This is a genomic window from Nostoc sp. DSM 114159 (assembly GCF_053470285.1).
Genome location: NZ_JBPFEH010000001.1, coordinates 492,181 through 517,062 on the forward strand (window position 1 = coordinate 492,181; position 24,882 = coordinate 517,062).

Genomic DNA, 24,882 nt, shown 5'->3' on the forward strand with positions numbered 1-24,882 from the left:
TGACAAAGGACAAATGATAAATGACAACCTTGCTGCAAAAATCGCCTATCCATCGCACTGTATTGAATAATGGCATTGTCGTGGTGGTGACAGAAAATCCGGCTGCGGACATTATTGCAGCGCGAATTTTTGTGCGTGCCGGTAGTTGTAACGAAAACCGGGAGCAAGCAGGGTTGGCACATTTGCTCTCAGCAGTAATGACAAAAGGATGTGATGGACTTTCTAGCTTGGAAATTGCAGAAATTGTCGAGTCTGTAGGGGCAAGTTTGAGTGCGGATGCTGGCACTGATTATTTTTTGCTATCTTTCAAGACGGTAACATCTGATTTTGGGGAAATTTTAACATTGGCAGGGCGGATTTTGCGATCGCCGACTTTTCCTGAAACTCAAGTGGAACTAGAACGGCGTTTAGCACTCCAGGATATTCGTTCGCAAAAAGAGCAACCATTCAATGTCGCTTTTGAACAAATGCGGCAGGTAATGTACCAAAATCATCCCTACTCCATGTCAGTGCTGGGAGATGAAACCACCATGAGCCGCTTAACTCGTGCAGATTTAGTGGAGTATCACCAGACTTATTTTCGTCCAGATAATGTAGTAATTAGTATTGCTGGTAGAGTCACACCCACAGATGCAGTAGCGTTGGTGGAAGAAGTTTTTGCTGATTGGCAAGCGCCAGCCCAGGCACTACCAATACTGAATTTACCTGAAATTAAGGTAGAACCGCAGATCAGGCTAAAACCAGTACAAACACAACAATCAATTGTGATGCTCGGTTATTTAGGAACATCGGTGAGTTCTAATGACTACGCCGCCTTGAAGTTGCTATGTACCTACTTAGGAAATGGGCTTTCTAGTCGCTTGTTTGTTGAATTGCGGGAAAAACGCGGTTTAGCTTACGAAGTATCCGCCTTTTACTCCACAAGGCTATTTCCAGCCTCATTTGTGGTTTATATGGGTACAGCACCAGAAAACACCAGCATTGCCCTAGAAGGATTGCGTACAGAAGTAGATTTGTTGTCTACCACCGAAGTATCCGAAAGCGCACTCCAAGCTGCTAAAAACAAGATCCTGGGGCAATACGCCTTGGGCAAACAAACCAACGGGCAAATTGCTCAGATATACGGTTGGTATGAAATTTTGGGCTTAGGAATTGATTTTGACACCAAGTTCCAAGAATTGGTTGCGGCGGTGAGTGCCAAGGATGCGATCGCTTCAGCTTGTAAGTATTTAAAAGAGCCTTACTTGTCTTTAGTTGGTCAAGAAGAAGCAATTAATCGAGCGATCGCGAACTGAGAATCTGCCGCAACGACCCCCGTCGGAGATATTGTAAAATGCAGCAGCTGTTTTTTAGACCAAGCGGCTGTACCATTAGCATGAGAATATTCTGGGAGTGAATTCCATGCAAAGCAGCCTGACAGCAAGTATTTTGAGTCACTTAAAATTACTAGACCCAACTGTAAATCGCTGTAGAATGGAAAAACGGCAAAAAGATTGGAAACCAAAGAGGTCTAAATCTTTATCAGCCATTAAAATACTCTTGTTTTCTGCTACGCCTCTGCTTGTTACCTCAACTGCTGTAGTATCAATAGCAGCCCCACAAAAAATTGCCCAAGTAAATCCTGGAAATAGCATCAACCGCCCTAGCCTCAAAGTTGGCAGTCAAGGCGAACGTGTAGCTGAACTTCAGGCAGCTCTAAAACTTTTGGGTTTTTATTCTGGTGCAGTCGATGGTATTTATAGTGAAAATACAGCTACTGCTGTTTCTCGATTTAAACAAGCAGCTGGCTTGAATCCAGATGGCGTTGTTGATGCCAGCACTTGGCAACGACTTTTTCCTAATCAACCAGTAGCAGCATCAACCGCCCCTTCATCTCAGCCAAGATTTAACTCAGCTACAAATTTTCCTGTTCCAACCCAGGCTAGTAACCTCACCAACGTTGGAAATCCCAACCCCAACCCTCCCAGACAAGCTGTAACACAAGTTCCGACTAGACCAGAACCAAAACCTACTACCCCAAAAAAAGCTGTAACCCAAGTTACGAACAACCCTGAGCCAAGACCTGCTACTCCCAGAAAAACTACAACTTCTAGCACAAAGAAACCGCCTAAGCGTACTACATCAACTACTAGAACTCAGTCAAACACAACTACAAAACGAACTCCTGGTATTCAATACACCTCAGAAGGATTGCCAATTTTGCGTATAGGATTACGTGGTTCTGAAGTTGTTAAGTTGCAACAACAACTGAAAAAGCTTGGTTTCTTAAAAGGTGATGCCGATGGCGACTTTGGCGAGACAACCGAAGCAGCAGTGAAAGCTGCACAAAAACGCTATGGTTTAGAACCTGACGGCGTAGTTGGTGGCTCTACCTGGGAGGTTCTTTTGCGGCGTTAGGCATAGTATGAGCATAGCCAGCATCTCCTTTGCGTGTGAGCAAAAACGCTGACAAAATGCTCCGAAGTTTTGATAACTTATTTCTTTTTTGGAAATCCCCAAGTTACAGAGGTTTTTCAACTTCAATAAACCTCTGTAGGGGTTTTGCGCTTCACAATATTTTTTATGAATTTAACTAAATCATCGTAATACCATTTTGAAAAATGATTGCGACAGATGGATTCACACCAAGCCAGACGCACCAAGACAATTCCCAATCCAAAATCGTTCGACTGAGCGACTTGCCTTGAGCAAAGTCGAAAGGAGCCGAAGTCTAAAATCCAAAATCTAAAATGGTATAAGTTCCCTACTTAAATTGTACTCAGGTCGGTGTGGGTAGTTCACTGCGGTACATCCTGCAATACGATAAAGATATACCGATTAGAAATATCTCTCTTGCCAGTACTGAAAAATTACATTGATTTTAGGCTGATAAAAGATGATGGCAACTTTTGGAGTCAAGCACAACAACACTCGATAGTGTTACAAATCACAACTAGCAATAGTGAAATTAATTAAACTTACTGCTAATTCCTCTAAAAAAAACTTATGCAACACTTTGTATTAACTTGGCTCGGTACTGCGGTGGCGTTATTCATTACAGCTAATATCGTTCCAGGATTCTTTATCAAGAATTTTGTGACTGCCTTAATTGCTGCCTTTGTAATTGGTTTGGTTAATGCATTTATTAGACCAATTTTACAGATTTTGACGTTTCCAATTACCTTGCTCACCTTTGGTTTATTTACATTAGTGATTAATGCCTTAGCCCTTTGGCTGGCAAGCGTCCTAACTCCCGGTTCTGGTTTTGAGATTCAGGGCTTTTTACCTGCTTTGTTAGGTTCAATTGTACTAGCAATTGTTTCTAGCATCATTAACTATTTTTTGAGAGTTGTTGAATAGAAAATTAAGGAACTTTTGTAATACTAATAATATTTAAAGCTTGGGCAACAGCAAGAGTTACCGCTCCTGGTTGCCCTTGTATTTGAAAAATTTGTTTAGGAACTAAAAACTTCACTCGCAATTCCTCTATGTTTGTAAAGGGGAAAACAGTTAAAGATGTGAGTTGAGAAGCTGCAAGAATAGCAGCTGCCTCTGCTACGCTAGGTGTACCTACTCGATCCTCGGTAATTGTGGCAGGGTTGGGGACACAGACAGAGCGAAGAATTTCCGCAGAAAAGGTTTTTAGGGGCAAATTGCGGAGGCGACAAAGTTTGACTAAGCCAACTTCCGAGGCTTTAGTATCAATGGTAGCAATACCTGCGATCGCACCTGGAAAAAGTTGATTTTCTCGAAATACTTGCTCAATTGCCAGATCGATCGACTCCCATGATGTTCCTTGTTTACAACCGATTCCTACCCATAAAACCTGTTGTACTTGGTCTATTTCCTTACTCAGGCTGTCAGAGTTTGACATGATTGGGTTTACTCTAACAGCCAACCAAATAAATCACCCACCGTCAGCCTCAACTCACTTGCAAAATCTGGGACAGGGAGTAAAGCTTCTAGTTCATCCAACATGAGTGGCTGTTGATTGCGGATGTACACAAATACCGTTTGTTCTTCTGGATCGATCAGCCAACCCATTTGTGTTTCATAATTCAGGCAATGTAAAATATTTTTTGTAACTTTCGTTTGTCTTTGGTCAGGCGATAGAATCTCAATAGTCCAATCGGGAGCTGCTTGGAATACGTTGGCAACTTCACCATTTTCATCACGAGGAATTCTTTGCCAAGTAAACACAGAAACATCTGGCACTATTGACCTTCCACCAAAAGTACACCGCAGTTCTGGAAAAGCACGAGCAATTCGCTTGGGCTTGACCGTTAAGTTGACAGTGCTAACCATTTCACCTTGAATTATACTGTGCTTTCCTTGTGGCATAGGTTTTTGAATAATTTGGCCATCGATGTATTCACTAGCGGGCTTTGTTTCTGGTAACATCAGAAACTCTGCCAAAGTTATATTTTTAGATGGTGTGCGTACCATAAGCGATCGCCTCCAGTCCAGCAATTCTAATTAAAAAACCGCAAAGTACACAAAGAAGCTATAACTTAACTCTTACTCTGCGTACCTTAGCGTTACCTTAACGCCACTTTGCGTTAAAAAAAGTATTACATCCTCTCCAATACCTGAATTCCCAACAAAGATAATCCCAGCTTCAGAGTTCTAGCAGTCAAATCACATAAAACTAAACGGGATGTGCGCTGCGGTTCCTCAGCTTGTAGTATGGGACAGCGATCGTAGAATTGGTTAAACTTCTGACTCAGTTCAAACAAATACTCACATAAACGATTGGGCAACAAGTCTTGCTCTACACTACTAATAACTTCATCCAGTTGAAGTAAATATTTTGCCAGCACTAATTCTGTTTCATGCTGCAACAAGACGACATTATTTCCCAACTCTTTAAAGTTAATATCACCCTTGCGGCTAATCCCATGAATCCGTGCATAAACATATAGCATATAGGGCGCAGTATTACCTTTAAGATCCAGCATTTTGTCGTAGCTGAAGATGTAGTTACTGGTGCGATTTTGACTTAAGTCTGCATACTTAACTGCGCTGATTCCAACTACCCTAGCAACTTCATTAATGAATTCTTCACTTTCTTGGCGTTCTTCTTTTTGTAATCTAGTTTTTAAGTCAGCATGGGCACGAGAAACAGCTTCATCTAATAAATCCCGCAAACGCACAGTATCCCCAGAACGAGTTTTGAATTTCTTGCCATCTTCTCCTAACACCAACCCAAAGGGTACATGCACTAATTCCACATCATCAGGAATCCATCCAGCTTTGCGTGCAACCTGGAAAACCTGAGCAAAGTGGTTTGCTTGTCCAGCGTCTGTTACATAAATTATCCGCTTTGCTCGATCCTGCTGAATCCGGTAACGGAGAGATGCTAAATCTGTTGTGGCATAGTTATAACCACCATCTGATTTCTGCACAATTAAGGGCAAAGGTTCACCTTCTCTATTTGTAAACCCTTCCAAGAAAACACATTTTGCCCCTTGGTTTTCTACCAGTAATCCAGATTTTTCTAAATCTTCCACAACTCCTGGTAGCAAGGGATTGTAGAAAGATTCGCCGCGTTCAGTTAACCTGATATCCAATAACTCATAAATTACTTGAAACTCTCGCCGCGACTGTTCGCACAAAAGTTTCCAAGCATGGAGTGTATCTTCTGCACCTGCTTGTAATCTGACAACTTCTTGGCGTGCTGTTTCTTGAAAAGCTTCATCTGTATCAAACCGCAGTTTGGCTTTGCGATAAAAAGAGACTAAATCACCAATATCTAAAGCATTCGCGGTGGTAAGGGCGTCGGGGTAAACTTCCCGCAGATAGGCGATTAACATGCCAAACTGCGTACCCCAATCACCGACATGATTTAACCGCAGCACATCGTGTCCAAGAAATTCTAAAATCCGGGCGATGGAATCACCAATAATTGTCGAACGCAGGTGTCCGACGTGCATTTCTTTAGCAATATTCGGACTGGAAAAATCTACAATTTCTCGCTTCGGCGTTTTCGCGGCTGGAACTCCCAGTCTGGGATCGGCTTGAATCGCGTTGAGTTGTCCTTCTAAGTATGCTGTTTTCAGTTTGAGATTGATGAATCCTGGGCCAGCGATTTCCGGCGGTTCACAGATTTCGGATACATCTAGTTTCAGGGCAATCGCACCTGCGATCGCTCTTGGTTGCAATCCTAACTTTTTACTCAAGGATAAAGCCACATTCGCCTGATAATCGCCAAATTTAGGATTGCTAGCAGGAACCAAAATTGGATCTACTCCAGCCAAGTCAGCGCCAAAAGCCGCGATTAAAGCCTGCTCTAAGAGAGCTTTTAGTTTTTCTTGTGTAGCGTTCATATATAGATTTTATCTGTGAAAGGGGGAATGTAGCTCTGGAAAAGCTTGATTATTTTAACCTTAAAAGATATTCATCAAGTCTAAGCAAAGACTCTCATTTTAAAGTAGAACCCCCTTAAATTGTCTCCCATCCTCGGCATAACTTCTAGATTCTGATACCAATTCACGAAAAGCCTGATACAAATAAAGCATCCAGAATAAAACCCCAACCTGTAATAGAAGCAACAATTGATGTGTTTAATTCCTCAAGACGTTGCCAGATAACTGTTCTTAACTCGTCCAAACTAGCAAAGCATTCCCAACTTAGATTTCTTTTGACTTCTTCCCATAAACGTTCAATTGGATTGACTTGGGGAGTATGTGGAGGTTGAAATAAGAAAATAATATTTTCGGGAATTTTAAGAGTCTGGCTTAAATGAAAAGCACCGTTATCTAATTGAATAATATGTATATCTTGCGAATATGTAGCAGCAAACTGTTCTAAAAAAATGTTAAAACAAGCTGTGTTGAGATGAGAGAATTCCCAAATATAATACTCGCCAGTTAAGGGTTCTACTAACCCGTATAAATAGAAGTTTTCTCTCTTCCATTGCATGATGCCGATAGGTTTTATGCCACAAAGCGTAATCAGCCTCCCCAATTCTGTTTTTAATCCTACACGGCTTTCATCACCACACCAATATCTAATTCTTTTGTGTTTATCTTTTGGCTCTATAGCGTGTTTTCTAATGACTTCTAGGTATTGTGGCAGGTTTTTTTAAATTCTAATTCTGCTTCTTCATTGTGTTTTATCCCTACTGCTCTTGGTACTTTTAACTTCGCTTTCATTCGATAACGTACTGTATCGTGTACTACTTTGTATGACGCTTCTACTCCTTCCACCGCTTTCAACCATGTTCGGATTTCCTCATAACTTTTAAATCCTTCTGGCTGTTCAAGTTCTTTTAAAAGTTGTTCTTTAGCCAAACCATTAATAATTGGCGGTCGCCCTGTACTCTTGTTTACTGACAACAGACCATTTATTCCTGACTTTGTATAAATTGAGAGCCATCTTTGCACCGTCACCCTTTCTCTGCCCACAACTACAGCTGCATCCTGTACCGTTCTCACCTGGCCCATTTTCAGCAAATACAAAGCTTGAATTCGTTCGCGGCTTGATGCTGTTTTCTGGTTTAAGAGCAGTTCATGCAACTCTTGGACTGATTCTTTGATTTCAACTTTGGTGATTCCAGCCATTTTCACCCGTTCATATTTATTCCTATTTTATCTGTATCACACTTTTAGTGAATTGGTATGACGATACCGAAGTCGATTTTGACAGACTACTAGTTAATCCAGTCAACTAAAGCGTAGTACGTAGTAAACACTTTAGCGCTTAAAACAAAGACTAAACTTATTTACCCAGGTTTCATTGATTTGATAGATTACTACGTTTTCCAACGTAAGTACGGAGAGTATCTCTATTTGTATAGCAGCGTATTAACTAAGCCTTGGCTTCGTTGATACGGATGACGGCACACCATTACTTATCTACCTCATTTAAATGAAAATTCCTCTAGATAAAGCTTTTAGCTTTTCACTAGAGAAATTGCATATCTAATTTTCATACAAACTATATATTATTCATGAATTTTTCATTATATATCAGTTTAAGTACTCAGTATTGATAACAGTATCATCCTAGAAGAAAAATCTTTCTTTTCAGTAAAAACCCTTTAGATAAAGCGCTATTTAAATATACTAGCAAAAGTAAATAGACAGATTGACGTTGCAGAAGTCTAGCTGTTAGAAGTAAGAGACAACTGAAGAGAGATAGCTGCTCAAAAAGCATTATCTAAATTGTCTTTCCTACTTAATGGCTCATAATATGAAACGTAATTTATTCCCTGCCTTGATTGCCGCTACAGCTACATTAACCGGATTAGTTTCCAAAGTAGAAACTGCATCTGCTGCTGATTTTAATTGGAATAATTCATGGACTCAACCAACTGTATATAATAAGTCTCAAACTGGTTTTAACGACGCTCCTTTTCAACAATTTGTCCAAGCAGAAAGTGTTGCTCTTCCAAACAGCGGACAATTTAAATTAGACCCCAGTAAATTAAATTTAAAATACGACCACGATGTTTCTGTTTACTTTATTAATGAGGGCGCAGGTTATAGAAACCAGTTAGCCTTTGAAGCTACAGGAACTACTAACAAATCTGGGCTGCTTTTTAATGATATTTCCTGTGAAGGAGATGGATGTGTTGGCGGCTGGGGCGGTAACGCACTAAAACTAGGTGATGGAGTCAAAGTTGGTAATGTTACCGCCGGTACTCAACTAGATTTATGGTTGAGAGCTGATGGTTTGAACCGTGGCAACTCTGCTAATATCTTTGGTACTGACACTGCTTCTAACGCTGACGGACTACAGCACGCAGTTGCTTATGCTTACAACAACTACATCCTCCTGGCATTTGAGGATTTATACGGAAATTTATACGCTTCAGGGGTAGATTCTGCAACTGGTAAGTGGAACGAAAGTTCCGATCGCGACTTTAATGATGTTGTCGTCGTTCTTGATATCGGTGAGGCAAATGTTAAAGCGTTAATTGGTGCTACCGTTCCTGAACCATCTGTTACTCTATCAATGTTTGCGGTGGGAGCAGTTAGTATGTTTGGATTGCACCGCCGCCGTCAAAGTCGCATTTCTAACTAAACTTTGAGACGGTGCTTAATATAAGGCGCATTTAGTTTCATTGGAAAATAACAAGCGATCGCTCGCATTTTCACCCGTATAAATAATGTACGGGTGATTTTACGTTTGTAGTGGCATTTATAAGCTAAAGCACATCTATTTTGTATATTAAAATTTTCTCAATATCTTGTGGGGTGGACATCTTGTCCGCCCTGATTATGCAACTTGAATGCTGATTAGCTGATTTTATCTATTGCGATCGCGTTCTAAATCATCAATCACTTTTTGCAAATACCACTCGTCTGACATTCCAGGATGATAATCTTTGTTTTGCTGAATCAATCGTTCGGCAATTTCCCAATATCCTCCAACCATTCGTAAAAGTCGCTGACGTAGCAAGTGATATCTTTGCTTTTTTGACTCTGGACTAAATTTCTGGATTTTTTCGAGGCTATTTAAGACTTGTTGATAATTTTCCCAGTCTTCTTGTTCGCAAAAGATACTCCCCGCCCGTTGATAATCTTCCACGGCGTTTTGTATTTCTTCTAAGCAAGTATAGGCAATGGCGCGATTGTAATAAGCTTGAGCCTCATCAGAATTAATTTGCAGCGCTTGGGTGTAATCTTGAATTGCACCGAGATAATTACCCGTTGTCCGATAGACATTACCTCTGGCAATATAAACTAAGCCATCTTCGGGTTGCATCTGGACTGCTTGGTTGAGATCCGCGATCGCACCTTGATGATCTCCTAAGATAGAACGGGCTTTACCTCGGTTACGATAGACAATGGCATCTTGAAAATTTAGTCGTAATGCTTGATTAAAATCTGCGATCGCTTCTCGATAATTCCGCATTTTATAACGCACAACTCCACGACAGCAGTAAGCTTGGGCATCTTGCGGATCGGCTTTTAATACCCAGTTTAAATCGGCGAGTGCTTCTTGAGTATCTCCCTTTTCAGCCTTTTCTAATAATTGCGTGAAATAATCATTGGTGGATAAAATCGGCGTATTGATGGAACGCGATTGTTCAATGGCAGTTTTTTCTGGTGGTTGTAGCTGTTTAATTCGTTCTAGACACAGACGACAATTTTCTTTATCTTGTTGCTCTAGATATAACCCAGCAGCTTTTTTAAAGTTAGCGATCGCATCTTGAATATAACCCTGTTTGCGCCGCACCATTCCCCGCAGATTATAAGCAGCAGCATAATTAAGATTGAGACGAATCGCACGTTCTACATCCTCCAACGCCCCCGGTAAATTTTTCAGCGCTACCCTAGCCAATCCCCGACAATAATATGCTTCCACACTCTCAGGATTCAGCCTCAGGGCTTCGGTATAATCTGAAACAGCTTTCAATATTGCACCTGAGTCATAATGTGCTAAACCCCGTTGCAAATAAGCTTCGCTAAAGTAAGGTGTTAGTTGTAAAGCATGGTTAAATTCCTCAATTGCTCCCGCGTAATCTTTTCGCCTAGCCTTTTCCAATCCCCGATTGTAAAATTCGTCATTCATGGCATTTGTTTGGTTGATTCAGTTCATTGAATTCCAGCAGACTTCTTTTGTAGCCTAACCTATGCACTCATCTTCATATTTTAAGTATATTTCATATTTTTTGTGAAATAAAAACAACACACTACCCTAAGTTGTTATAAATGAAATTTATCCAATAGAATATTGTACGCGTCCAGATTCTAGAGTTAAGTTTAATGAAAAGATCGCTAATTATTTATACTAAGAGGATGTTTTAAAAGTCAAAACCAGTCAAAAATTATGCCAGTCGTCTGACCATAATACGAATCATGGCAATATAGATAAATATCTCGGAAGTTTCAGGTAATCTTTCATAATCTTTGCTTAAACGCCGACACCAATTAAGCCACCCGAAAGTTCGCTCAACAACCCAGCGCTTTGGTAAATGAACAAAACCCTTTTTTTCCAAGGGTCTAAGAACAATTTCTACAATCCAGCGAAACATATCCATCACCCACCGCATAAATTCTTCTCCTCGGTATCCTCCATCCATCCAAATAGTGTTCAACCGTTTTACTTGATTGCCTGTATTGTGAACTCGGCTGAGGACTTTTTTCGCGCCTTCACGTTCTGGAAAACTAGCCGATGTTACCAAAACCCGTAAAACTAGACCCAGTAAATCTACACTCAAATGGCGTTTACGCCCATGAATTTTTTTACCTGCGTCGTAACCAACATCAATAGAGATCATCGTTGCTGTTTCTACTGACTGGCTATCAACTGCTGCTTCTGATGGGCTAGGTTCACGCCCCGCGTCTACTCTCACCCACTGGTAGAGTTGATCGTGAACTTTCAACCATGTACCATCTTTACCCCATCTCCAAAAATAACCATAAACCGTTGACCAGGCGGGAAAATCACCTGGTAGACCTCGCCACGTACACCCCTCACACAATACATAGAGAATCGCATTCACCACCGCAAATAAGGCTAATTTTCGGGGACGACCACCTGGCTTTGCTCCTGGGAATAGGTCTGCAATTAATTCCCACTGTTCCCATGTCAAATTGCTACGGTATGCTTTAGTCATTCGCTCACAAGGTGCTGTTTTCTACAAATCTCAGCATAAGCCTTGTGAGCTTTCTTACAACAGCCCCTCTCTTTTAAAACATCCTCTAATGAAAATTAGAACTATTACAACAGGTATATCAATTCAATCTCTCCAATATCAGGAAAAAATTAAGCAAGCTGCTGAGTTTAATCAGCAGGTACAGATTTTGTTTGAAAAACAAGGATATGAAGTCCAAACAACTAGAATTGCTACTAATAGCTGGGAAGAATATCTGCAAGGCTTATCTAAAATCGAAATTATTAATGAAATTCAAGCTCTCGAACAACTTTGTCAAAGTTTGAATATCAGCTTTTTCAATATTGGTTATGCCAGCAACTCGGAAACTATAGATATAATTCCAGATATCAATAAAAATACATCAATTATTTATTGCTCTAGTAAAATAGGAGACAGGGAAAACGGTATAATTTTTGAGAATGCTAAGGAATCTGCCAAAGCCATTAAACGTATTTCCCAAGAAAGTGAAAATGGCTATGGTAACTTTCATTTTTGTGCATGGGCAAACTGCCAGCCAGATATCCCATTTTTTCCTACGGCATATCATACAGGCAATACATCTTTTACTATAGGTTTAGAGTTAGGCGATTTGGTAATGCAAGCATTTTCCCAAGCTAACAATATTCCTACGGCAGAGCAAAACCTGCAATTACTTTTAGAATTAGAATTAAAGAAAATCGCAGTTATTGCTGAAAACATCTCAGATCGATTTGCCGTTATATATAAAGGAATTGATACGTCTCTAGCTCCATCTTTAGATAAAAAAAATAGTATTGCTTTTGCTTATGAAAAATTGATGAATGGCAAGTTTGGTCATTCAGGAACTCTTGCAATTTCTGGGATGCTGACTCGCGTATTAAAAAATGTATCAGTAAAAACCTGTGGTTATTCTGGACTGATGCTTCCAGTTTGTGAAGATGTTGGACTAGCTACCAGAGCTAATGAGCAAACATATAATATTACAAATTTATTATTATATTCAGCAGTTTGTGGCTGTGGACTGGATACAGTTCCGATTCCAGGTGATATCACAATAGAAAAAATTACAGCTTTATTAATTGATATGGCAACTTTAGCTATCAAATTAGATAAACCACTATCAGCACGATTATTTCCAATTCCAAATAAAAAAGCTGGGGAAATGACTGCATTCAATTCCCCATATCTCGTAGATTGTAAAATATTTACGGTCGACTAAAATTATTCTGAAAGCAAGCTGGGAGAAGTTAGCACAAAAACATCTCTACTTCCCTGACCATCAATCTGTGGTTTAATCGGAGTGGTAAAGTGGAAAAAATCACGATCGTTGACTAATAATAGTTCTCCCGGATTTAGAACTTTACTAAATACGGGCTTTTGTTTTTTGTCAGTATATAGATGTGTTTCTCCACCTTGAATATTATCTCTATCTACTGAAAATATACCGATAAAATCAGTACCATCTTGATGAATACCTTCAGGTGCGGGATTACCCAAATTATCCGCCGAACAAATAGTTCTAATTTGATGAACTCCGATTTCAGCTTCCGGATGAAGTTTACAAGAATCACTGAATGCTAAGACAAGATTCTTAAAGATATCAAGTTCTATAAGTCCATCTTCTAATTCTGCAAACTCTCTTTTTATGTCACCCACTAATGGATTGTACTCTTTACTTTGAAAGAGGTAGCCATGAGGTAATTTGATTAATTGATTTCCATAAACTGTAAACCGAGATAATCTTCTGGAACGATAAGTGCCTTTGATATAAGGGTCAATAGGCATATTACTAAAAAATGCCTTAAAACCTTCTGGATTGATCGAATTTACCTTTCTGAGAGTAAACAGAAAAGCATATTCTAATTCCGTTGATGTCCACACTTTTTGCATAGGATTTACCTCCTTGCACGTTGAAATTCTCCCAGATTTTTATGGGAGGCTTGTAATACTTAGTATATGCTACTTTTTATTACTATGTTGTCAATTTGACTACAAAAATTGACAATCCATGATATGTGAGGTTACTCAAATGCTGTCGCAGGGCGGAGTAGCTGCTGAAAAGATTTGCAGATATCGGTTCGGTGGGCAAAGAATCGACGTATATTTACAAACAGCAACAAGGTTCCATAATGATAGATTGGCTTTATAAGTACCCACCTTTGTATCCCGGTATTTTACTCAAGCGTTACAAGCGGTTTTTTGCTGACGTTCAACTCACTTCTGGCGAAATAGTGACAGCACACTGTCCTAATACAGGGCCAATGATTGGAGTATCGACACCTCTAAGTGCAGTACAGCTTTCTAAAAGCGATAATCTTAATCGCAAATTGGCTTACACTTTAGAACTAATTCAGGTACATGATAATGAACCGACTTGGGTAGGTATAAATACTTTTTTGCCCAATCGGGTGGTAAAGCTAGCTTTGGCGAAACATCTTTTTCCAGAATTGGGCGACTACAGCCAAATTAAGGGCGAGGTGGTTTATGGGCTAGATAAAAAAAGTCGAGTGGATTTTTTCTTGACGGGAAGTAATGAGGAACGCCCGATTTATTTAGAAGTGAAAAATACAACTTTGTCCGAAGGGAGATTAGCTTTATTTCCTGACACGGAGACTACAAGAGGACAAAAACACTTGCGAGAACTGATGGCGCTATTACCTTTGACTCGTGCGGTGATGCTTTACTTTATCAATCGCGGTGATTGTATCGAGTTCTCTCCTGGCGATCGCACAGATCCTATATATGGTAAATTATTGCGGGATGCGATCGCTCTCGGTTTAGAAGTTTTACCTTGTCGTTTTGAAATTTCCCCCGAAGGTATCCGTTATTTGGGTTTAGCAAAACTAAAAATTTGATTGCATTTAATTAAGAGAGACTAGCAATGGCAAAGTTTCTACACGCATAAAACAATAAATCCATCTAGACAGCATCTAGATGGATTTGTTGGTAGTTGATGTTTACTAAAAAACATTCAACCAGACTGTAATGAAGAAATGACTATAGGTAGTCGTCACTCCACAAATAGCGTTCGCTATTCTGACGTTTGGTTATGCAGGAATCAAAACTGTGTCAATGACATGGATGACACCGTTATCAGCAGCAACATCTGCTGTTGCAACTGTTGCATCATTGATCTTAACGCCATTAGAAGCGTCAATTTTTACATCTGAACCTTCAACTGTTTTAGCTGTCTTTAGCTTAACTACATCAGCAGCAAGTACCTTGCCTGAGACAACATGATAGGTCAAGATTTTCTTGAGCTTGGGAATATCTTGAAGTAATGCGTCTACTGTACCTGCTGGAAGCTTATTAAATGCTTCATCGGTGGGTGCAAAAACGGTAAATGGCCCATCACCTTGAAGTGTATCTACCAGACCAGCTGCTTGGATTGCTGCAACTAGTGTGTTAAAAGAACCATTGTTAGTGGCAGTGTCAATTATGTTGGCCATATGTTTTATCTAGTTCTGTGTAACTTGTTACAAATCTAAACTATTTGCTTAATAAAATCTATCTATCATTAGGCGTATGTCAAATCATTTTTGTTATTGATATCATAAAAGTTTATATATATATTTATACTAGTAAATAATTATACGTATATCGTCCAAATGGATGAGTTATGGGCGCTGCTGGATGCGTAGTTTACCGCCGCAGGTCTTACCCTGAGCCTGTCGTACCACTTCGTGGAAGCAAGCTACGCGGAGCGTCTCGTAGAGAAGGGCATCGCTCTTTTTTACACAGTAATAGAGGCCGCATCCAAAGATTGTCAAAGCAGCGATCGCATACCAATAAAGTTAGTTAAATAGAAGATTAAAAATATTTAGTTGGTATAAATCAAGCTTTAGATATTTAGGATCGATATAAAAATTTACTATATACATACAGATAAGGGATATTTAGAGAATTTAAATATACTTGCATTAGCTTTTTGTCAGGATTCGTTAACCAAAAAAGTTGGTAACAAGCGTATTTAACTGATATTATTTCATCACTAAATACATTTCACTCGCTGTTTGTGTAATTCCACTTGGAAATAACAAACGGCCCATCATAACCAATGCTTTTAGCAATTGTGATTGGCCGATTGTGATTGGCCGTTTGTTGTTTCCAGAATTTATGATGCGTAAGATTTACGCCAAAACCTTCTCTAACTCCCATTTATCTATATCCTCTACCTTCTGTGTGGTTGGTATTTCTGTTGCCTGTGCGTAAGTCAGGTATGTCAACAATGAGACTTTTAGGTAATATTTTCCCCAAACTATAACTTTCATGAACAGAAGAAGACTTATTGCTTGGATTGCTACAGCAGTTAGCAGCATGATGCTGGTAATAGGCTTGCAGTTCGTTAATTTATCACCAGCAAGTTCTGTAACGACACTGAACGTGTATGCAGCTGTCAGTTTAACAAACGCGCTGAATGCCATTAAGACTCAGTACCAAAATGCTAACCCAGGCGTCAACGTTGTTTATACGTTTGGTGCTTCTGGTACTTTACTAAGTCAAATACAAGCAGGAGCACCAGCAGATATTTTCATTTCTGCTGCTAACAGCCAAATAGATGTATTGCAGAATTCAACCCCAAGTAAATTGGTTGCAAGTAGCCGCAAAAACGTTGTCAAAAACCGTCTAGTTTTGATTGCGCCTACCACACCTCCCGTTAGTGTTGGTAGTGCTGCTCTCACTAGCTTCAATGGTTTGACCAATGCCAACATTACTGGTATTGCCATAGGTGACTACACAGGTACTCCTCCAGTTGTGCCAGCAGGAAATTATGCCAAACAAGTTCTCACTAGCCGAGGTATTTTTAATATTCTCAGTCCTAAATTATACCGTGCTGCCAATGTGCGTGCCGTCTTAACTGCTGTTGAAAATAAAACTCTTCTAGTTGATGGTGTAACTAAAACTATCAGTGCAGGTGCTGTTTACAAAACTGATGCGGCCATTTCTAACAAGGTAAGAGTGGTACAAACTGCCCTCACAACAGAGAGCGATTCGATTGTTTATCCACTGGGTATACTCACCAGAACTAAAGTTTTAACGACGGCACAGAGTTTTTCTAACTACTTAAGTGGTAGTACAGCTCAGAATATCTTCAAAAATACTTACGGGTTTATCCTGCCTTAATCACCAGAAAGTAAATCAATCAAGTACTCGTTGTCGTGAATTTTGAACTATTTGGAGTCATGTCTTGTGAAGTTCACTAAAAAACTCTCAATTATTGTTTGTAGTTTGACTACTGCTTTCCTTCATACTGCTGTGATTACTAATACTTATAAGTCAGCAGCACAAGCTGAAAGACAAGAACTGATTATCAATGGGGGATTTGAATACGACTCTCTGATAGATCCTAATAATCCTGAAACTACAAATCCTAATGTTACAGGATGGGTTAAATCTGGTAATTCAATAGATACATCAGGTACTAAAATTGACAATTTTCCTAATACTGGTAAGCAAGGATTATCTCTTGGTGGATTTTCAGCCATTAGCTACATATCGCAGACTATCCATACATTTCCTGGTCAACGCTACAAACTTACTTACTATCTTGCATCGACAGAAGAGGCACCCGATCTGAATAACAAATTTCAGGTTTTTGTAGGTGGTAAAAAGGTTTATGTTCAAAAAGATACTCCTTACCAATCCTACACACAATACACGTTAAATTTTAGAGCAAAAGGAAGATCCACCGAAATAAAATTTGGCTCCCAAGCCAAGTATGCGTTTTTATATTTGGATGATGTAAGTGTCAAAGCTATACCTAAACATCAAGGAAAAAACTATGGATATCAATAAACCACAGGTAGGAGCCTAAGCAATGTCTGGCTCAATAGTGTCAAGAATGCCACTAACATTCATCTGATTTAAAAACTCCATTATGGGTTTATTGAGAAAATTGTCTTAGTGTATGAATCGTTATCTACATCTATAACTAACTCTTAGAAACCAGAAGAAAATGTTCATTTTTATTGACACTACTGAAAGCCAGCCAGCATGGATGTAACTATCAACTTGTTTTCATTGTCAAAATTTAAAATTATTTGGAGTCAAGTTTCATGAATGTAACTAAAAAACTCTCAATTATTGTTTTTAGTTTTACTATTACCTTAATTAGTACTGCTGCGATCGCTAATATTTATAATACAGCAGCACAAGCAGCAGAACTTGTTAAAAACGGAAGCTTTGAACTCGATCCTCTCGTAGATCCTAATAATCCCAACGCCACAAATCCGAATATTACAGACTGGATTAAGTCTGGCGATCCGATGGATGTATCAGGGATAAGAATAAGCAATTTTCCTCAGCATGGTAGTGGTAATCAAGGCTTATCACTTAGTGGATTTATAGACCTCAGCTACATATCACAGACACTTTCTACACAACCTGGTCAGCAATACGAACTTAGTTACTATTTAGCATCTATAGATGAGGCCCCTGACCTTGATAATCAATTTCAGACATTCGTAGGTGGAAATAAGCTTTTCGATCAAAAAGACATTTCTTTTCAACCATACACGCAATATAAGTTCAATTTCACGGCAGATGCGTCATCCACAGAGTTAAAGTTTGGGGATTGGGATAAATATGAATTCTTATACTTGGATAATGTGAGTGTAAAACCTGTGCCTGAGCCATCAACTATTGGAGGAATAGTTGTTACTGCTGGTTTATTAGGAATATGGCTGAAGAAAAAGAAAGCAATTAGCTAGAAAGAACAGCCCTTTTTTTACCTTTTGGAAAAGAACAGATCGTAAATCCCTCAAACTACTGTGTGGTAGTTATGAGGGATTTGGTCATTTTCCACTAAAACGGCGATCGCTCTAATATATCGATCTAACTCTCGATAATTTAGAGTCGTTACTTGTGTTTTATACCGATTAGTACTATTGCCAGTAATTTGCAATTAATTTTAGAATTTTAAAGCAACTTAGCTAAGATAGCAAGTAATTTTAATTAAAAACTATTATTATCTTTTATTCCCAAAAATCTTCCAAAAGTATATCAAAAGATAGATGACAATAATTTAATTTAGATTAAAAAACTTAGCTGCTGCTATACCAATACCTTAAAAAGACTTATCTATAAGGATTGATCGCACAACATAAGTCAGATTTATAAAATTCAGAAGTTTTGATAAATGCTTGCTCAGGTGTAGCCTTTATGATAATGTCTCCTAATAGCACTAGAGTTAGATGCAAATCAGTCGCAGATAGCTTTTGAGAATTCTAGAACTAGTGTTAAACATTATTGATAATATACAATCGCTCGTCTATTCGGCATCAGTGGGATTAATGCTACTTCAAAAGCATTATTTCCACGCTAGTAGTATGGCGCTATTAGTATGGAATTTTTATCAACTTATGGTGGCATAAACAAAGGTGCTGGGATGCCTCTTTATGTATGTTGCTAGTGAGTGTAGATTTAATGTCTGTTTGTTACGGAATACAGACGAAAGTCACTAAATTTTTCCAGTCAAATTAATTTAATCGAACCATCATGTTGAATATTGGAATTTATTTGTGGCAATTCGATCGGTCAATACTGAAAAGAAAATTTTCTAGATTTTTAGCTTTTATCCTTAGTGCGATTTTAGTTATCGTTTTGGCAAATAACAGTTTTGCGACTGCACCCAAAACTACAGAGATATTATGGGATACTTACGGCATACCACATATATATAGTAAAGATGCTTCAAGCGCTTTTCAGGCGTTTGGTTGGGCACAAATGCAGAGTCACGCTAACTTGCTGTTGCGCCTCTATGGTCAAGCTAGGGGAAAAGCAGCCGAATACTGGGGAGAAGAGTATTTAGAATCTGATAAATGGGTACTGACGATGGGAGTATCCGATCGTGCTAATTCTTGGTATCAGGCACAAAGTCCAACTTTCCGTAGTTATATAAATGCCTTTGTTAGTGGGATAAATACTTATGCCAAAGCCCATCCTGATTTAATTGACGAGCAAGTAAAAATAGTATTACCTGTAAAGCCAGAGGATGTGTTGGCACATTTGCAAAGAGTGCTGTATTTTACTTTTGTTGTCAATCAAGAACAGGTAGCAGATATGACTCATACTCAATCTGAAGCTGGTTCTAACGGTTGGGCGATCGCACCTAAACATTCTGCCAGTGGCAAGGCGATGTTGCTGGCAAATCCCCACTTGTTATGGTCGGATTTATTTGTCTGGTACGAAGCCCAAATTACTGCCCCAAGGATGAATGCTTCGGGAGCAGCGCTGGTGGGAATTCCGGTTTTAGCGATCGCTTTTAACGATTATTTGGGTTGGACTCATACCGTCAATACTCATGATGGTTGGGATGTATATAAGTTGAAATTAGCTGATGATGGTTATCTTTTTGATGGCAAAGTCCGTCCTTTTACAACATCAAAGTTTTTGTTAAAAGTTAAGCAAAAGAATGGCTCGTTAGTCGAACAACCATTATTAGTCAAAAGTTCCGTCCACGGTGCAGTCATTCAAGAAAAAGATGGGTTTGCTGTGGCACTGCGGGTTGTCGGTACAGACCGTCCCGGTGTGTTGGAACAGTGGTGGGATATGGCGCGTTCCCAAAACTTAACCCAATTTCAAAAGGTATTGAAACGCTTGCAACTACCAATGTTTACCGTCATGTATGCAGACCGAGAAGGACATATCATGCACTTATTCAACGGTCTGGTGCCGATTCGTCAACAGGGAGACTTTCAATACTGGGAAGGTTTAATTCCTGGCGACACATCTCAGACTTTGTGGACAAAAATGCACCCATACAAAGATTTACCGCGTGTAATTGACCCGCCTAGCGGTTGGTTGCAAAATGCCAACGATCCACCTTGGACAACGACTTTCCCCGCTGTCATCAAAGCAGATGATTACCCTGCTTATATGGCTCCACGAGGAGAGATGTCTTTTCGGGCACAAAGTTCTGCAAAAATGCTGGCTGAAGATCCAAAAATTTCTTTTGCGGAAATGATTAAGTACAAACATTCCACCAAAATGGAACTTGCAGAACGCATCCTTGATGATTTAATTCCCGCAGCTCAAAAATATGGCGATGAATTAGCCCGTCATGCTGCTGATATTTTAGCTGCTTGGAATCGCAATGCTGATGCTGATAGTCGAGGCGCGGTATTGTTTGCTTTTTGGTGGCAAGAAATGGATAAAAACCAAACCTTCAGTATTCCTTGGAGTGAGAACTCGCCGCGCACCACACCCGATGGTTTAAAAAACCCAGAAAGTGCGGCGAAAGCGCTACAAATAGCAGCAACAAAAGTCGAAAAAGCTTATGGAAAGCTAGATGTTGCTTGGGGTGAAGTCTTCCGAGTACATAGCGGAAACTTAGATTTACCTGCCAATGGTGGCGATGGGGATCTAGGAATATTCCGCGCCCTAAATTTTGCTCCAGCTAACGATGAACGCTTTCAAGCTGTCGCTGGTGATAGTTATGTTGCAACCATTGAGTTTTCACAACCAGTAAAAGCAATGGCTCTGATCGGCTACGGTAACGCGACTCAACCCGGTTCGCCCCACATTACTGACCAATTACCACTGTTTACTCGCAAGCAATTGCGTTCTGTTTGGCGAACTCGAAAAGAAGTATTAGCACATTTGGAGGAACGCAAAACTTTTTAAGAGCTGCGCTAACCATAAGTTATGCATCAAAATGCTGACTGATTATGTTACAGCTGCAACCGAAATGCTAAATACAAACGCACGCGATCGCTTTTGACAATATTGGTAGGTGCAGCAATGTCTACTCTGGTGCAATTATGCAGAGTGTGACTTGTAATCCATTGGCCGAGCCTGGTATTTTGGGGATGAATGCAGGTGCGGTTTTTGCTGTAATAATTAGTATTGTTCTATATTGGCAAGATAATTAGTTATGATTCTCATAGTACTTGCACCCTACGCGCCGCTCATGCCATGACCGCGCTGGCTCCCTTTAATCCCCTATCTACCTGCGGTCAGGGGAAGCAAAGCGCTGATTTCGTGGGGTGGGGTTCTTTGGGTTTAATTAAGTAATCAAGTAGATATGATATTACATATTTACAAAATTCTCAAAGATTCTCTTAAGTTTAATTATGTCAATATTGAGCGATAAGTTACATTACCAACTGTCAGCGAAGAATTTGACTTTGGGTTATGATAATATAACTATTATTAAGGATTTAAATTTAGATATACCACCAGGAAAAATAACTGCTTTAGTTGGTGCAAATGGTTCTGGAAAATCCACTTTATTACGGGGTTTAGCAAGATTATTAAAACCTCGCGTTGGCACAATTCATTTAGATACAACAGATTTATTTAAGCTATCAACAAAAGATGTTGCTAAAAAATTAGGAATTCTTACCCAAGGCCCCGTTCCACCAGAAGGATTAACCGTTCGAGATTTGGTAGCTTGTGGAAGGTTTCCTTATCAAAATTGGTTGCAGCAGTGGACAAAAGAAGATGGAAAATTAGTGGAACTAGCGTTAGAAATTACTGGAATTAAATATTTGGCAGAACGCGAGTTAGATACTCTTTCCGGTGGACAGCGACAACGTGCTTGGATTGCAATGGCATTAGCTCAAGATACAGATATTTTATTGTTAGATGAACCAACTACTTTTTTAGATTTGGCGCACCAAATAGAAGTTTTAGATTTATTGTATGATTTGAACCAAAATCAGCAACGAACGATTGTTATGGTGTTACATGATTTGAATCACGCCTGTCGTTATGCTGATTATTTAGTAGCAGTGAAAGAAGGTCAAATTTTTGCTGTTGGCGAACCTAATTTGGTGATTACTGAGAAGATGGTAAGGGAAGTATTTGGATTGGAATGTCGGGTTATCCCAGACCCGGTTTCCGGCACACCGATGTGTATACCAGTGGGAAGAAAGGGGAGAACATAAAAACAAATCAAAACCTTACACAGCAGAATACAGTTCAGTTAAGCATTTCTTCTTTCTTGTCTTGCAGAGTAGGGAATAATTTTTCTGACTAGCAGCGATCGCAAAACATCTTGCAGATATGCAATGCTCTCTTCTGAAATTAAATTGCTGTATTTATTGCAGATATCTAATACAGTGGAGAGCGATCGCCTTTGATGTCCTTTGATGTAGATTGTGATATCTCCCAGAGATGATAACGGTTTTCAAGTAATTCAACTACACCACTCCCTACTCGCCGTCTCATTTATGGTCTAAAATCATTTTTTTGTAATCAACGCTCTAGATTGCTCCACTAGGCGAATAAACTCACTCCGATAGCCCTCCTGGTCTTCCCCCTTTCCTTGGGTTGCCAATTTCATCACCAAATCATAATTAGCATCTCCCTTATACTCAGAGTCACGCAGCACCATCCCAAAGGTCGCTACCGCAGCAGCAAATCTCAGGTTTGTGGAGGGGTCAGTTCTCAAATCATCATCTTGGATGGTTTGGGTAATTAGTTGACTGGTGCTGTCCTGGGGCGACTTATAGCGCAGTTTCACCTGCATCAACTCATTACCAGCAGCATCCGAGACAGTTTCACTAGAACGCTGATACCGTAAAGGATCTATCTCTGGCAGTTTCACATCGCTTTTCGTGCCAGTGGGAATTATTTCATAAAGCGCTGTCACAGAATGACCAGCCCCAATATCCCCTGCATCTTTCTTGTCGTCATTGAAATCCTGGTTTTGCAGCAGGCGATTTTCGTAACCAATCAAGCGATATGCTTGAACTTTCGCCGGATTAAATTCCACCTGAATTTTTACATCCTTGGCAATAGTAAATAGAGTTCCCCTAAGATCGTTAACTAAAACCTTTTTGGCTTCCAATAGGGTATCAATATAAGCGTAGTTGCCGTTACCCTTATCAGCCAGTTGCTCCATTTTTCCATCCTTATAATTGCCGGTGCCAAATCCCAACACCGTCAGAAAAATTCCCTGCTCTCGCTTTTGTTCAATTAATCGCGTCAGGTCGCCATCACTGGAAACCCCAACGTTAAAATCTCCATCAGTAGCTAAAATGACTCTGTTATTACCAGACTTGAGGAAGCTTTCTTTGGCTATCTTGTAAGCTAATTCAATACCCTGACCGCCAGCAGTGGAGCCTCCAGCCTTTAAGCGGTCAATCGCCGCCAGAATTGTTGATTTTTGACTACCAGCAGTAGCCGGTAACACCAATCCAGCATTCCCCGCATAGACTACTAAACTTACCCGATCTTCAGGACGCAGTTGATTCACCAACAATTTGAGCGACTGTTGCACTAAGGGTAATTTATTCGGGTCATCCATAGAACCGGAGACATCAATCAGAAATACTAAGTTGCTTGGCGGTAAGGTTTTGGTTTCTAGGCGTTTACCTTGCAAACCCACCTGTACCAACTTGTGTTGAGGATTCCAGGGAGCAGCAGCAACTTCAGTGGTGATGGAAAAAGGACGTTCGCCTTTTGGTTGGGGATAATTGTAGGTAAAATAATTGATTAATTCCTCAATTCGCACTGCATCTTTGGGTGGTAATTCTCCTTGAGTAATAAACCGTCGCACGTTGCTGTAAGATGCTGTATCTACATCAATGGAAAAGGTGGAAAGGGGATCGTTTCCAACGCGATGAAAGGGATTATCTTCAATCCGGTTGTAGTTTTCTGTATTGAATCCGCTACCTATTTGAGGTTCCGGGGCAACCCTTCCAATACTGTCACGAGTTTGGAGTTTAGGCATATTCGCACGATTAGCAACTCGATCCTGGACAGATGAGCCAGACGGAATACTAAGGGGTGGGGCTATAGGTAAGGGTTGAGTCTTTTGGTTAGACTCAGTTTGAATTCGTTCTCTGTTAGGCTGATTCAAAGTGATGGGACTAGGAGCTTCCAATTCCTCTATTGGACTTTTTAGGGTTGCTAACTCCGGTGCAAATTCTGACTGCAAGCGTTGCAGAATTTTCATATCTGCTGGGGTAACTATCTTGGGATCGGTCGCTATTAGCTCATTGCTCCGATTCACACAGGCATTCAAGACTGTGGCAAATTCAGTTCGGGTTACAGGAAGAGTGCCAAAATTTTGAACGGGAACGACACAACTATACTGTTTTACCAATGTCTGGAGTGCTTGGTAGTCAGGGTGATTGGGGAGAACGGAAGTTTTTGGAGTAGAACTGGCAGGATTCTGATTGGCTGGAACTGCAACCGTAGCAGACTGGCGTAAAACGGCAATTCCTATTGAGGGTATCAATAAAAACAATATTACAATACTGACTCGTTGCCACATTTTGGATGGAATCGGGTAAGACACGGCTAAATCCTCACACTAAATTTTTTCTGTCACATTTGACTATTTACCCAGAATAGTCCTGAGCAGC

General features: G+C 39.9%; 22 protein-coding genes and 1 pseudogene. 12 read left to right on the forward strand and 11 right to left on the reverse strand.

All coding sequences use genetic code 11. The annotated features are described in order from the left end of the window. Positions 1–20: 20 nt before the first annotated feature. The 3 genes from ACR5KR_RS01920 to ACR5KR_RS01930 all read left to right on the forward strand — a co-directional run bounded on the left by ACR5KR_RS01920 (position 21) and on the right by ACR5KR_RS01930 (position 3,339). Positions 21–1,295, forward strand: a complete 1,275-nt coding sequence (locus tag ACR5KR_RS01920; protein WP_448265241.1) for a M16 family metallopeptidase — start codon at positions 21–23, stop codon at positions 1,293–1,295. Between the two features lie 106 nt (positions 1,296–1,401). Further along, entirely contained in the window at positions 1,402–2,397 is a 996-nt protein-coding gene (locus ACR5KR_RS01925; RefSeq protein WP_448265242.1) for a peptidoglycan-binding domain-containing protein, read from the forward strand. 588 nt (positions 2,398–2,985) lie between these two features. Next, the gene (locus ACR5KR_RS01930; protein WP_448265243.1) at positions 2,986–3,339 is read left to right on the forward strand and encodes a phage holin family protein; all 354 of its coding nucleotides are present in this window, start codon (positions 2,986–2,988) and stop codon (positions 3,337–3,339) included. 4 nt (positions 3,340–3,343) lie between these two features. Here ACR5KR_RS01930 and ACR5KR_RS01935 read toward each other — a convergent pair whose 3' ends face one another. The 5 genes from ACR5KR_RS01935 to ACR5KR_RS01955 all read right to left on the reverse strand — a co-directional run bounded on the left by ACR5KR_RS01935 (position 3,344) and on the right by ACR5KR_RS01955 (position 7,541). Continuing rightward, positions 3,344–3,853: a cobalamin biosynthesis protein gene (locus tag ACR5KR_RS01935; protein ID WP_448265244.1), complete on the reverse strand. Its 510-nt coding sequence runs from the start codon at positions 3,851–3,853 to the stop codon at positions 3,344–3,346. 8 nt (positions 3,854–3,861) lie between these two features. Beyond that, the gene (locus ACR5KR_RS01940) at positions 3,862–4,425 is read right to left on the reverse strand and encodes a Uma2 family endonuclease (protein ID WP_448265245.1); all 564 of its coding nucleotides are present in this window, start codon (positions 4,423–4,425) and stop codon (positions 3,862–3,864) included. Positions 4,426–4,550: 125 nt separating this feature from the next. Then, positions 4,551–6,305, reverse strand: coding sequence for an arginine--tRNA ligase (gene argS, locus ACR5KR_RS01945; protein ID WP_448265246.1), 1,755 nt, complete (start codon positions 6,303–6,305; stop codon positions 4,551–4,553). A gap of 163 nt (positions 6,306–6,468) precedes the next feature. Next, the gene (locus ACR5KR_RS01950) at positions 6,469–7,056 is read right to left on the reverse strand and encodes an IS630 family transposase (protein WP_448270054.1); all 588 of its coding nucleotides are present in this window, start codon (positions 7,054–7,056) and stop codon (positions 6,469–6,471) included. Continuing rightward, complete coding sequence (locus tag ACR5KR_RS01955) at positions 7,041–7,541, reverse strand: helix-turn-helix domain-containing protein (RefSeq protein ID WP_448265247.1); 501 nt, start codon at positions 7,539–7,541, stop codon at positions 7,041–7,043. The genes ACR5KR_RS01950 and ACR5KR_RS01955 overlap by 16 nt, the downstream gene beginning before the upstream one ends. A gap of 631 nt (positions 7,542–8,172) precedes the next feature. Between ACR5KR_RS01955 and ACR5KR_RS01960 the strand changes: the two genes are divergently transcribed. Continuing rightward, entirely contained in the window at positions 8,173–9,006 is an 834-nt protein-coding gene (locus ACR5KR_RS01960) for a DUF4114 domain-containing protein (RefSeq protein WP_448265248.1), read from the forward strand. A gap of 225 nt (positions 9,007–9,231) precedes the next feature. Here the strand turns inward: ACR5KR_RS01960 and ACR5KR_RS01965 are convergent, their stop codons facing one another. Both ACR5KR_RS01965 and ACR5KR_RS01970 read right to left on the reverse strand, forming a co-directional pair. Beyond that, positions 9,232–10,500, reverse strand: coding sequence for a tetratricopeptide repeat protein (locus tag ACR5KR_RS01965; RefSeq protein WP_448265249.1), 1,269 nt, complete (start codon positions 10,498–10,500; stop codon positions 9,232–9,234). Positions 10,501–10,756: 256 nt separating this feature from the next. Then, entirely contained in the window at positions 10,757–11,548 is a 792-nt protein-coding gene (locus ACR5KR_RS01970) for an IS5 family transposase (protein ID WP_448265250.1), read from the reverse strand. A 79-nt stretch (positions 11,549–11,627) separates the two neighbouring features. Here ACR5KR_RS01970 and ACR5KR_RS01975 point away from each other — a divergent pair. Further along, positions 11,628–12,785 (forward strand): annotated as a pseudogene (locus ACR5KR_RS01975) (DUF711 family protein); the annotation flags it as partial. A gap of 2 nt (positions 12,786–12,787) precedes the next feature. Here the strand turns inward: ACR5KR_RS01975 and ACR5KR_RS01980 are convergent. Beyond that, positions 12,788–13,456: a 2OG-Fe dioxygenase family protein gene (locus ACR5KR_RS01980; protein ID WP_445628005.1), complete on the reverse strand. Its 669-nt coding sequence runs from the start codon at positions 13,454–13,456 to the stop codon at positions 12,788–12,790. A gap of 239 nt (positions 13,457–13,695) precedes the next feature. Here ACR5KR_RS01980 and sfsA point away from each other — a divergent pair, with 239 nt between their 5' ends. After that, positions 13,696–14,421, forward strand: a complete 726-nt coding sequence (gene sfsA, locus ACR5KR_RS01985) for a DNA/RNA nuclease SfsA (RefSeq protein WP_448265251.1) — start codon at positions 13,696–13,698, stop codon at positions 14,419–14,421. Positions 14,422–14,613: 192 nt separating this feature from the next. Here the strand turns inward: sfsA and ACR5KR_RS01990 are convergent, their stop codons facing one another. After that, entirely contained in the window at positions 14,614–15,015 is a 402-nt protein-coding gene (locus ACR5KR_RS01990; protein WP_322673082.1) for a fasciclin domain-containing protein, read from the reverse strand. Positions 15,016–15,835: 820 nt separating this feature from the next. On the opposite strand from ACR5KR_RS01990, the gene modA reads away from it, so the two are divergent. The 3 genes from modA to ACR5KR_RS02005 all read left to right on the forward strand — a co-directional run bounded on the left by modA (position 15,836) and on the right by ACR5KR_RS02005 (position 18,276). Next, on the forward strand, positions 15,836–16,690 hold the full coding sequence (gene modA, locus ACR5KR_RS01995; RefSeq protein WP_448265252.1) for a molybdate ABC transporter substrate-binding protein: 855 nt from the start codon (positions 15,836–15,838) through the stop codon (positions 16,688–16,690). A 66-nt stretch (positions 16,691–16,756) separates the two neighbouring features. Beyond that, on the forward strand, positions 16,757–17,362 hold the full coding sequence (locus ACR5KR_RS02000; RefSeq protein ID WP_448265254.1) for a DUF642 domain-containing protein: 606 nt from the start codon (positions 16,757–16,759) through the stop codon (positions 17,360–17,362). Between the two features lie 260 nt (positions 17,363–17,622). Next, entirely contained in the window at positions 17,623–18,276 is a 654-nt protein-coding gene (locus ACR5KR_RS02005) for a DUF642 domain-containing protein (protein WP_448265255.1), read from the forward strand. 50 nt (positions 18,277–18,326) lie between these two features. Here ACR5KR_RS02005 and ACR5KR_RS02010 read toward each other — a convergent pair whose 3' ends face one another. Continuing rightward, the gene (locus ACR5KR_RS02010) at positions 18,327–18,470 is read right to left on the reverse strand and encodes a hypothetical protein (protein WP_448265256.1); all 144 of its coding nucleotides are present in this window, start codon (positions 18,468–18,470) and stop codon (positions 18,327–18,329) included. 593 nt (positions 18,471–19,063) lie between these two features. Here ACR5KR_RS02010 and ACR5KR_RS02015 point away from each other — a divergent pair. The 3 genes from ACR5KR_RS02015 (at position 19,064) to ACR5KR_RS02025 (ending at position 22,455) form a co-directional block, all read left to right on the forward strand. Next, complete coding sequence (locus ACR5KR_RS02015; protein ID WP_448265257.1) at positions 19,064–21,190, forward strand: acylase; 2,127 nt, start codon at positions 19,064–19,066, stop codon at positions 21,188–21,190. A 137-nt stretch (positions 21,191–21,327) separates the two neighbouring features. Beyond that, entirely contained in the window at positions 21,328–21,438 is a 111-nt protein-coding gene (locus tag ACR5KR_RS02020; protein ID WP_448265258.1) for an iron chelate uptake ABC transporter family permease subunit, read from the forward strand. Between the two features lie 201 nt (positions 21,439–21,639). After that, complete coding sequence (locus ACR5KR_RS02025) at positions 21,640–22,455, forward strand: ABC transporter ATP-binding protein (RefSeq protein WP_448265259.1); 816 nt, start codon at positions 21,640–21,642, stop codon at positions 22,453–22,455. A 296-nt stretch (positions 22,456–22,751) separates the two neighbouring features. On the opposite strand, the gene ACR5KR_RS02030 is transcribed toward ACR5KR_RS02025, so the two are convergent. Further along, positions 22,752–24,815, reverse strand: a complete 2,064-nt coding sequence (locus tag ACR5KR_RS02030) for a YfbK domain-containing protein (protein ID WP_448265260.1) — start codon at positions 24,813–24,815, stop codon at positions 22,752–22,754. Between the last annotated feature and the right edge of the window lie 67 nt (positions 24,816–24,882).

Bases quoted from the DNA above. Each gene is read 5' to 3' on its own strand.
- ACR5KR_RS01920 (WP_448265241.1), top strand. From the start codon at position 21: ATGACAACCTTGCTGCAAAAATCGCCTATCCATCGCACTGTATTGAAT.
- ACR5KR_RS01925 (WP_448265242.1), top strand. From the start codon at position 1,402: ATGCAAAGCAGCCTGACAGCAAGTATTTTGAGTCACTTAAAATTACTA.
- ACR5KR_RS01930 (WP_448265243.1), top strand. From the start codon at position 2,986: ATGCAACACTTTGTATTAACTTGGCTCGGTACTGCGGTGGCGTTATTC.
- ACR5KR_RS01935 (WP_448265244.1), bottom strand. From the start codon at position 3,853: ATGTCAAACTCTGACAGCCTGAGTAAGGAAATAGACCAAGTACAACAG.
- ACR5KR_RS01940 (WP_448265245.1), bottom strand. From the start codon at position 4,425: ATGGTACGCACACCATCTAAAAATATAACTTTGGCAGAGTTTCTGATG.
- argS (WP_448265246.1), bottom strand. From the start codon at position 6,305: ATGAACGCTACACAAGAAAAACTAAAAGCTCTCTTAGAGCAGGCTTTA.
- ACR5KR_RS01955 (WP_448265247.1), bottom strand. From the start codon at position 7,541: ATGGCTGGAATCACCAAAGTTGAAATCAAAGAATCAGTCCAAGAGTTG.
- ACR5KR_RS01960 (WP_448265248.1), top strand. From the start codon at position 8,173: ATGAAACGTAATTTATTCCCTGCCTTGATTGCCGCTACAGCTACATTA.
- ACR5KR_RS01965 (WP_448265249.1), bottom strand. From the start codon at position 10,500: ATGAATGACGAATTTTACAATCGGGGATTGGAAAAGGCTAGGCGAAAA.
- ACR5KR_RS01970 (WP_448265250.1), bottom strand. From the start codon at position 11,548: ATGACTAAAGCATACCGTAGCAATTTGACATGGGAACAGTGGGAATTA.
- ACR5KR_RS01980 (WP_445628005.1), bottom strand. From the start codon at position 13,456: ATGCAAAAAGTGTGGACATCAACGGAATTAGAATATGCTTTTCTGTTT.
- sfsA (WP_448265251.1), top strand. From the start codon at position 13,696: ATGATAGATTGGCTTTATAAGTACCCACCTTTGTATCCCGGTATTTTA.
- ACR5KR_RS01990 (WP_322673082.1), bottom strand. From the start codon at position 15,015: ATGGCCAACATAATTGACACTGCCACTAACAATGGTTCTTTTAACACA.
- modA (WP_448265252.1), top strand. From the start codon at position 15,836: ATGAACAGAAGAAGACTTATTGCTTGGATTGCTACAGCAGTTAGCAGC.
- ACR5KR_RS02005 (WP_448265255.1), top strand. From the start codon at position 17,623: ATGAATGTAACTAAAAAACTCTCAATTATTGTTTTTAGTTTTACTATT.
- ACR5KR_RS02015 (WP_448265257.1), top strand. From the start codon at position 19,064: ATGTTGAATATTGGAATTTATTTGTGGCAATTCGATCGGTCAATACTG.
- ACR5KR_RS02020 (WP_448265258.1), top strand. From the start codon at position 21,328: ATGCAGAGTGTGACTTGTAATCCATTGGCCGAGCCTGGTATTTTGGGG.
- ACR5KR_RS02025 (WP_448265259.1), top strand. From the start codon at position 21,640: ATGTCAATATTGAGCGATAAGTTACATTACCAACTGTCAGCGAAGAAT.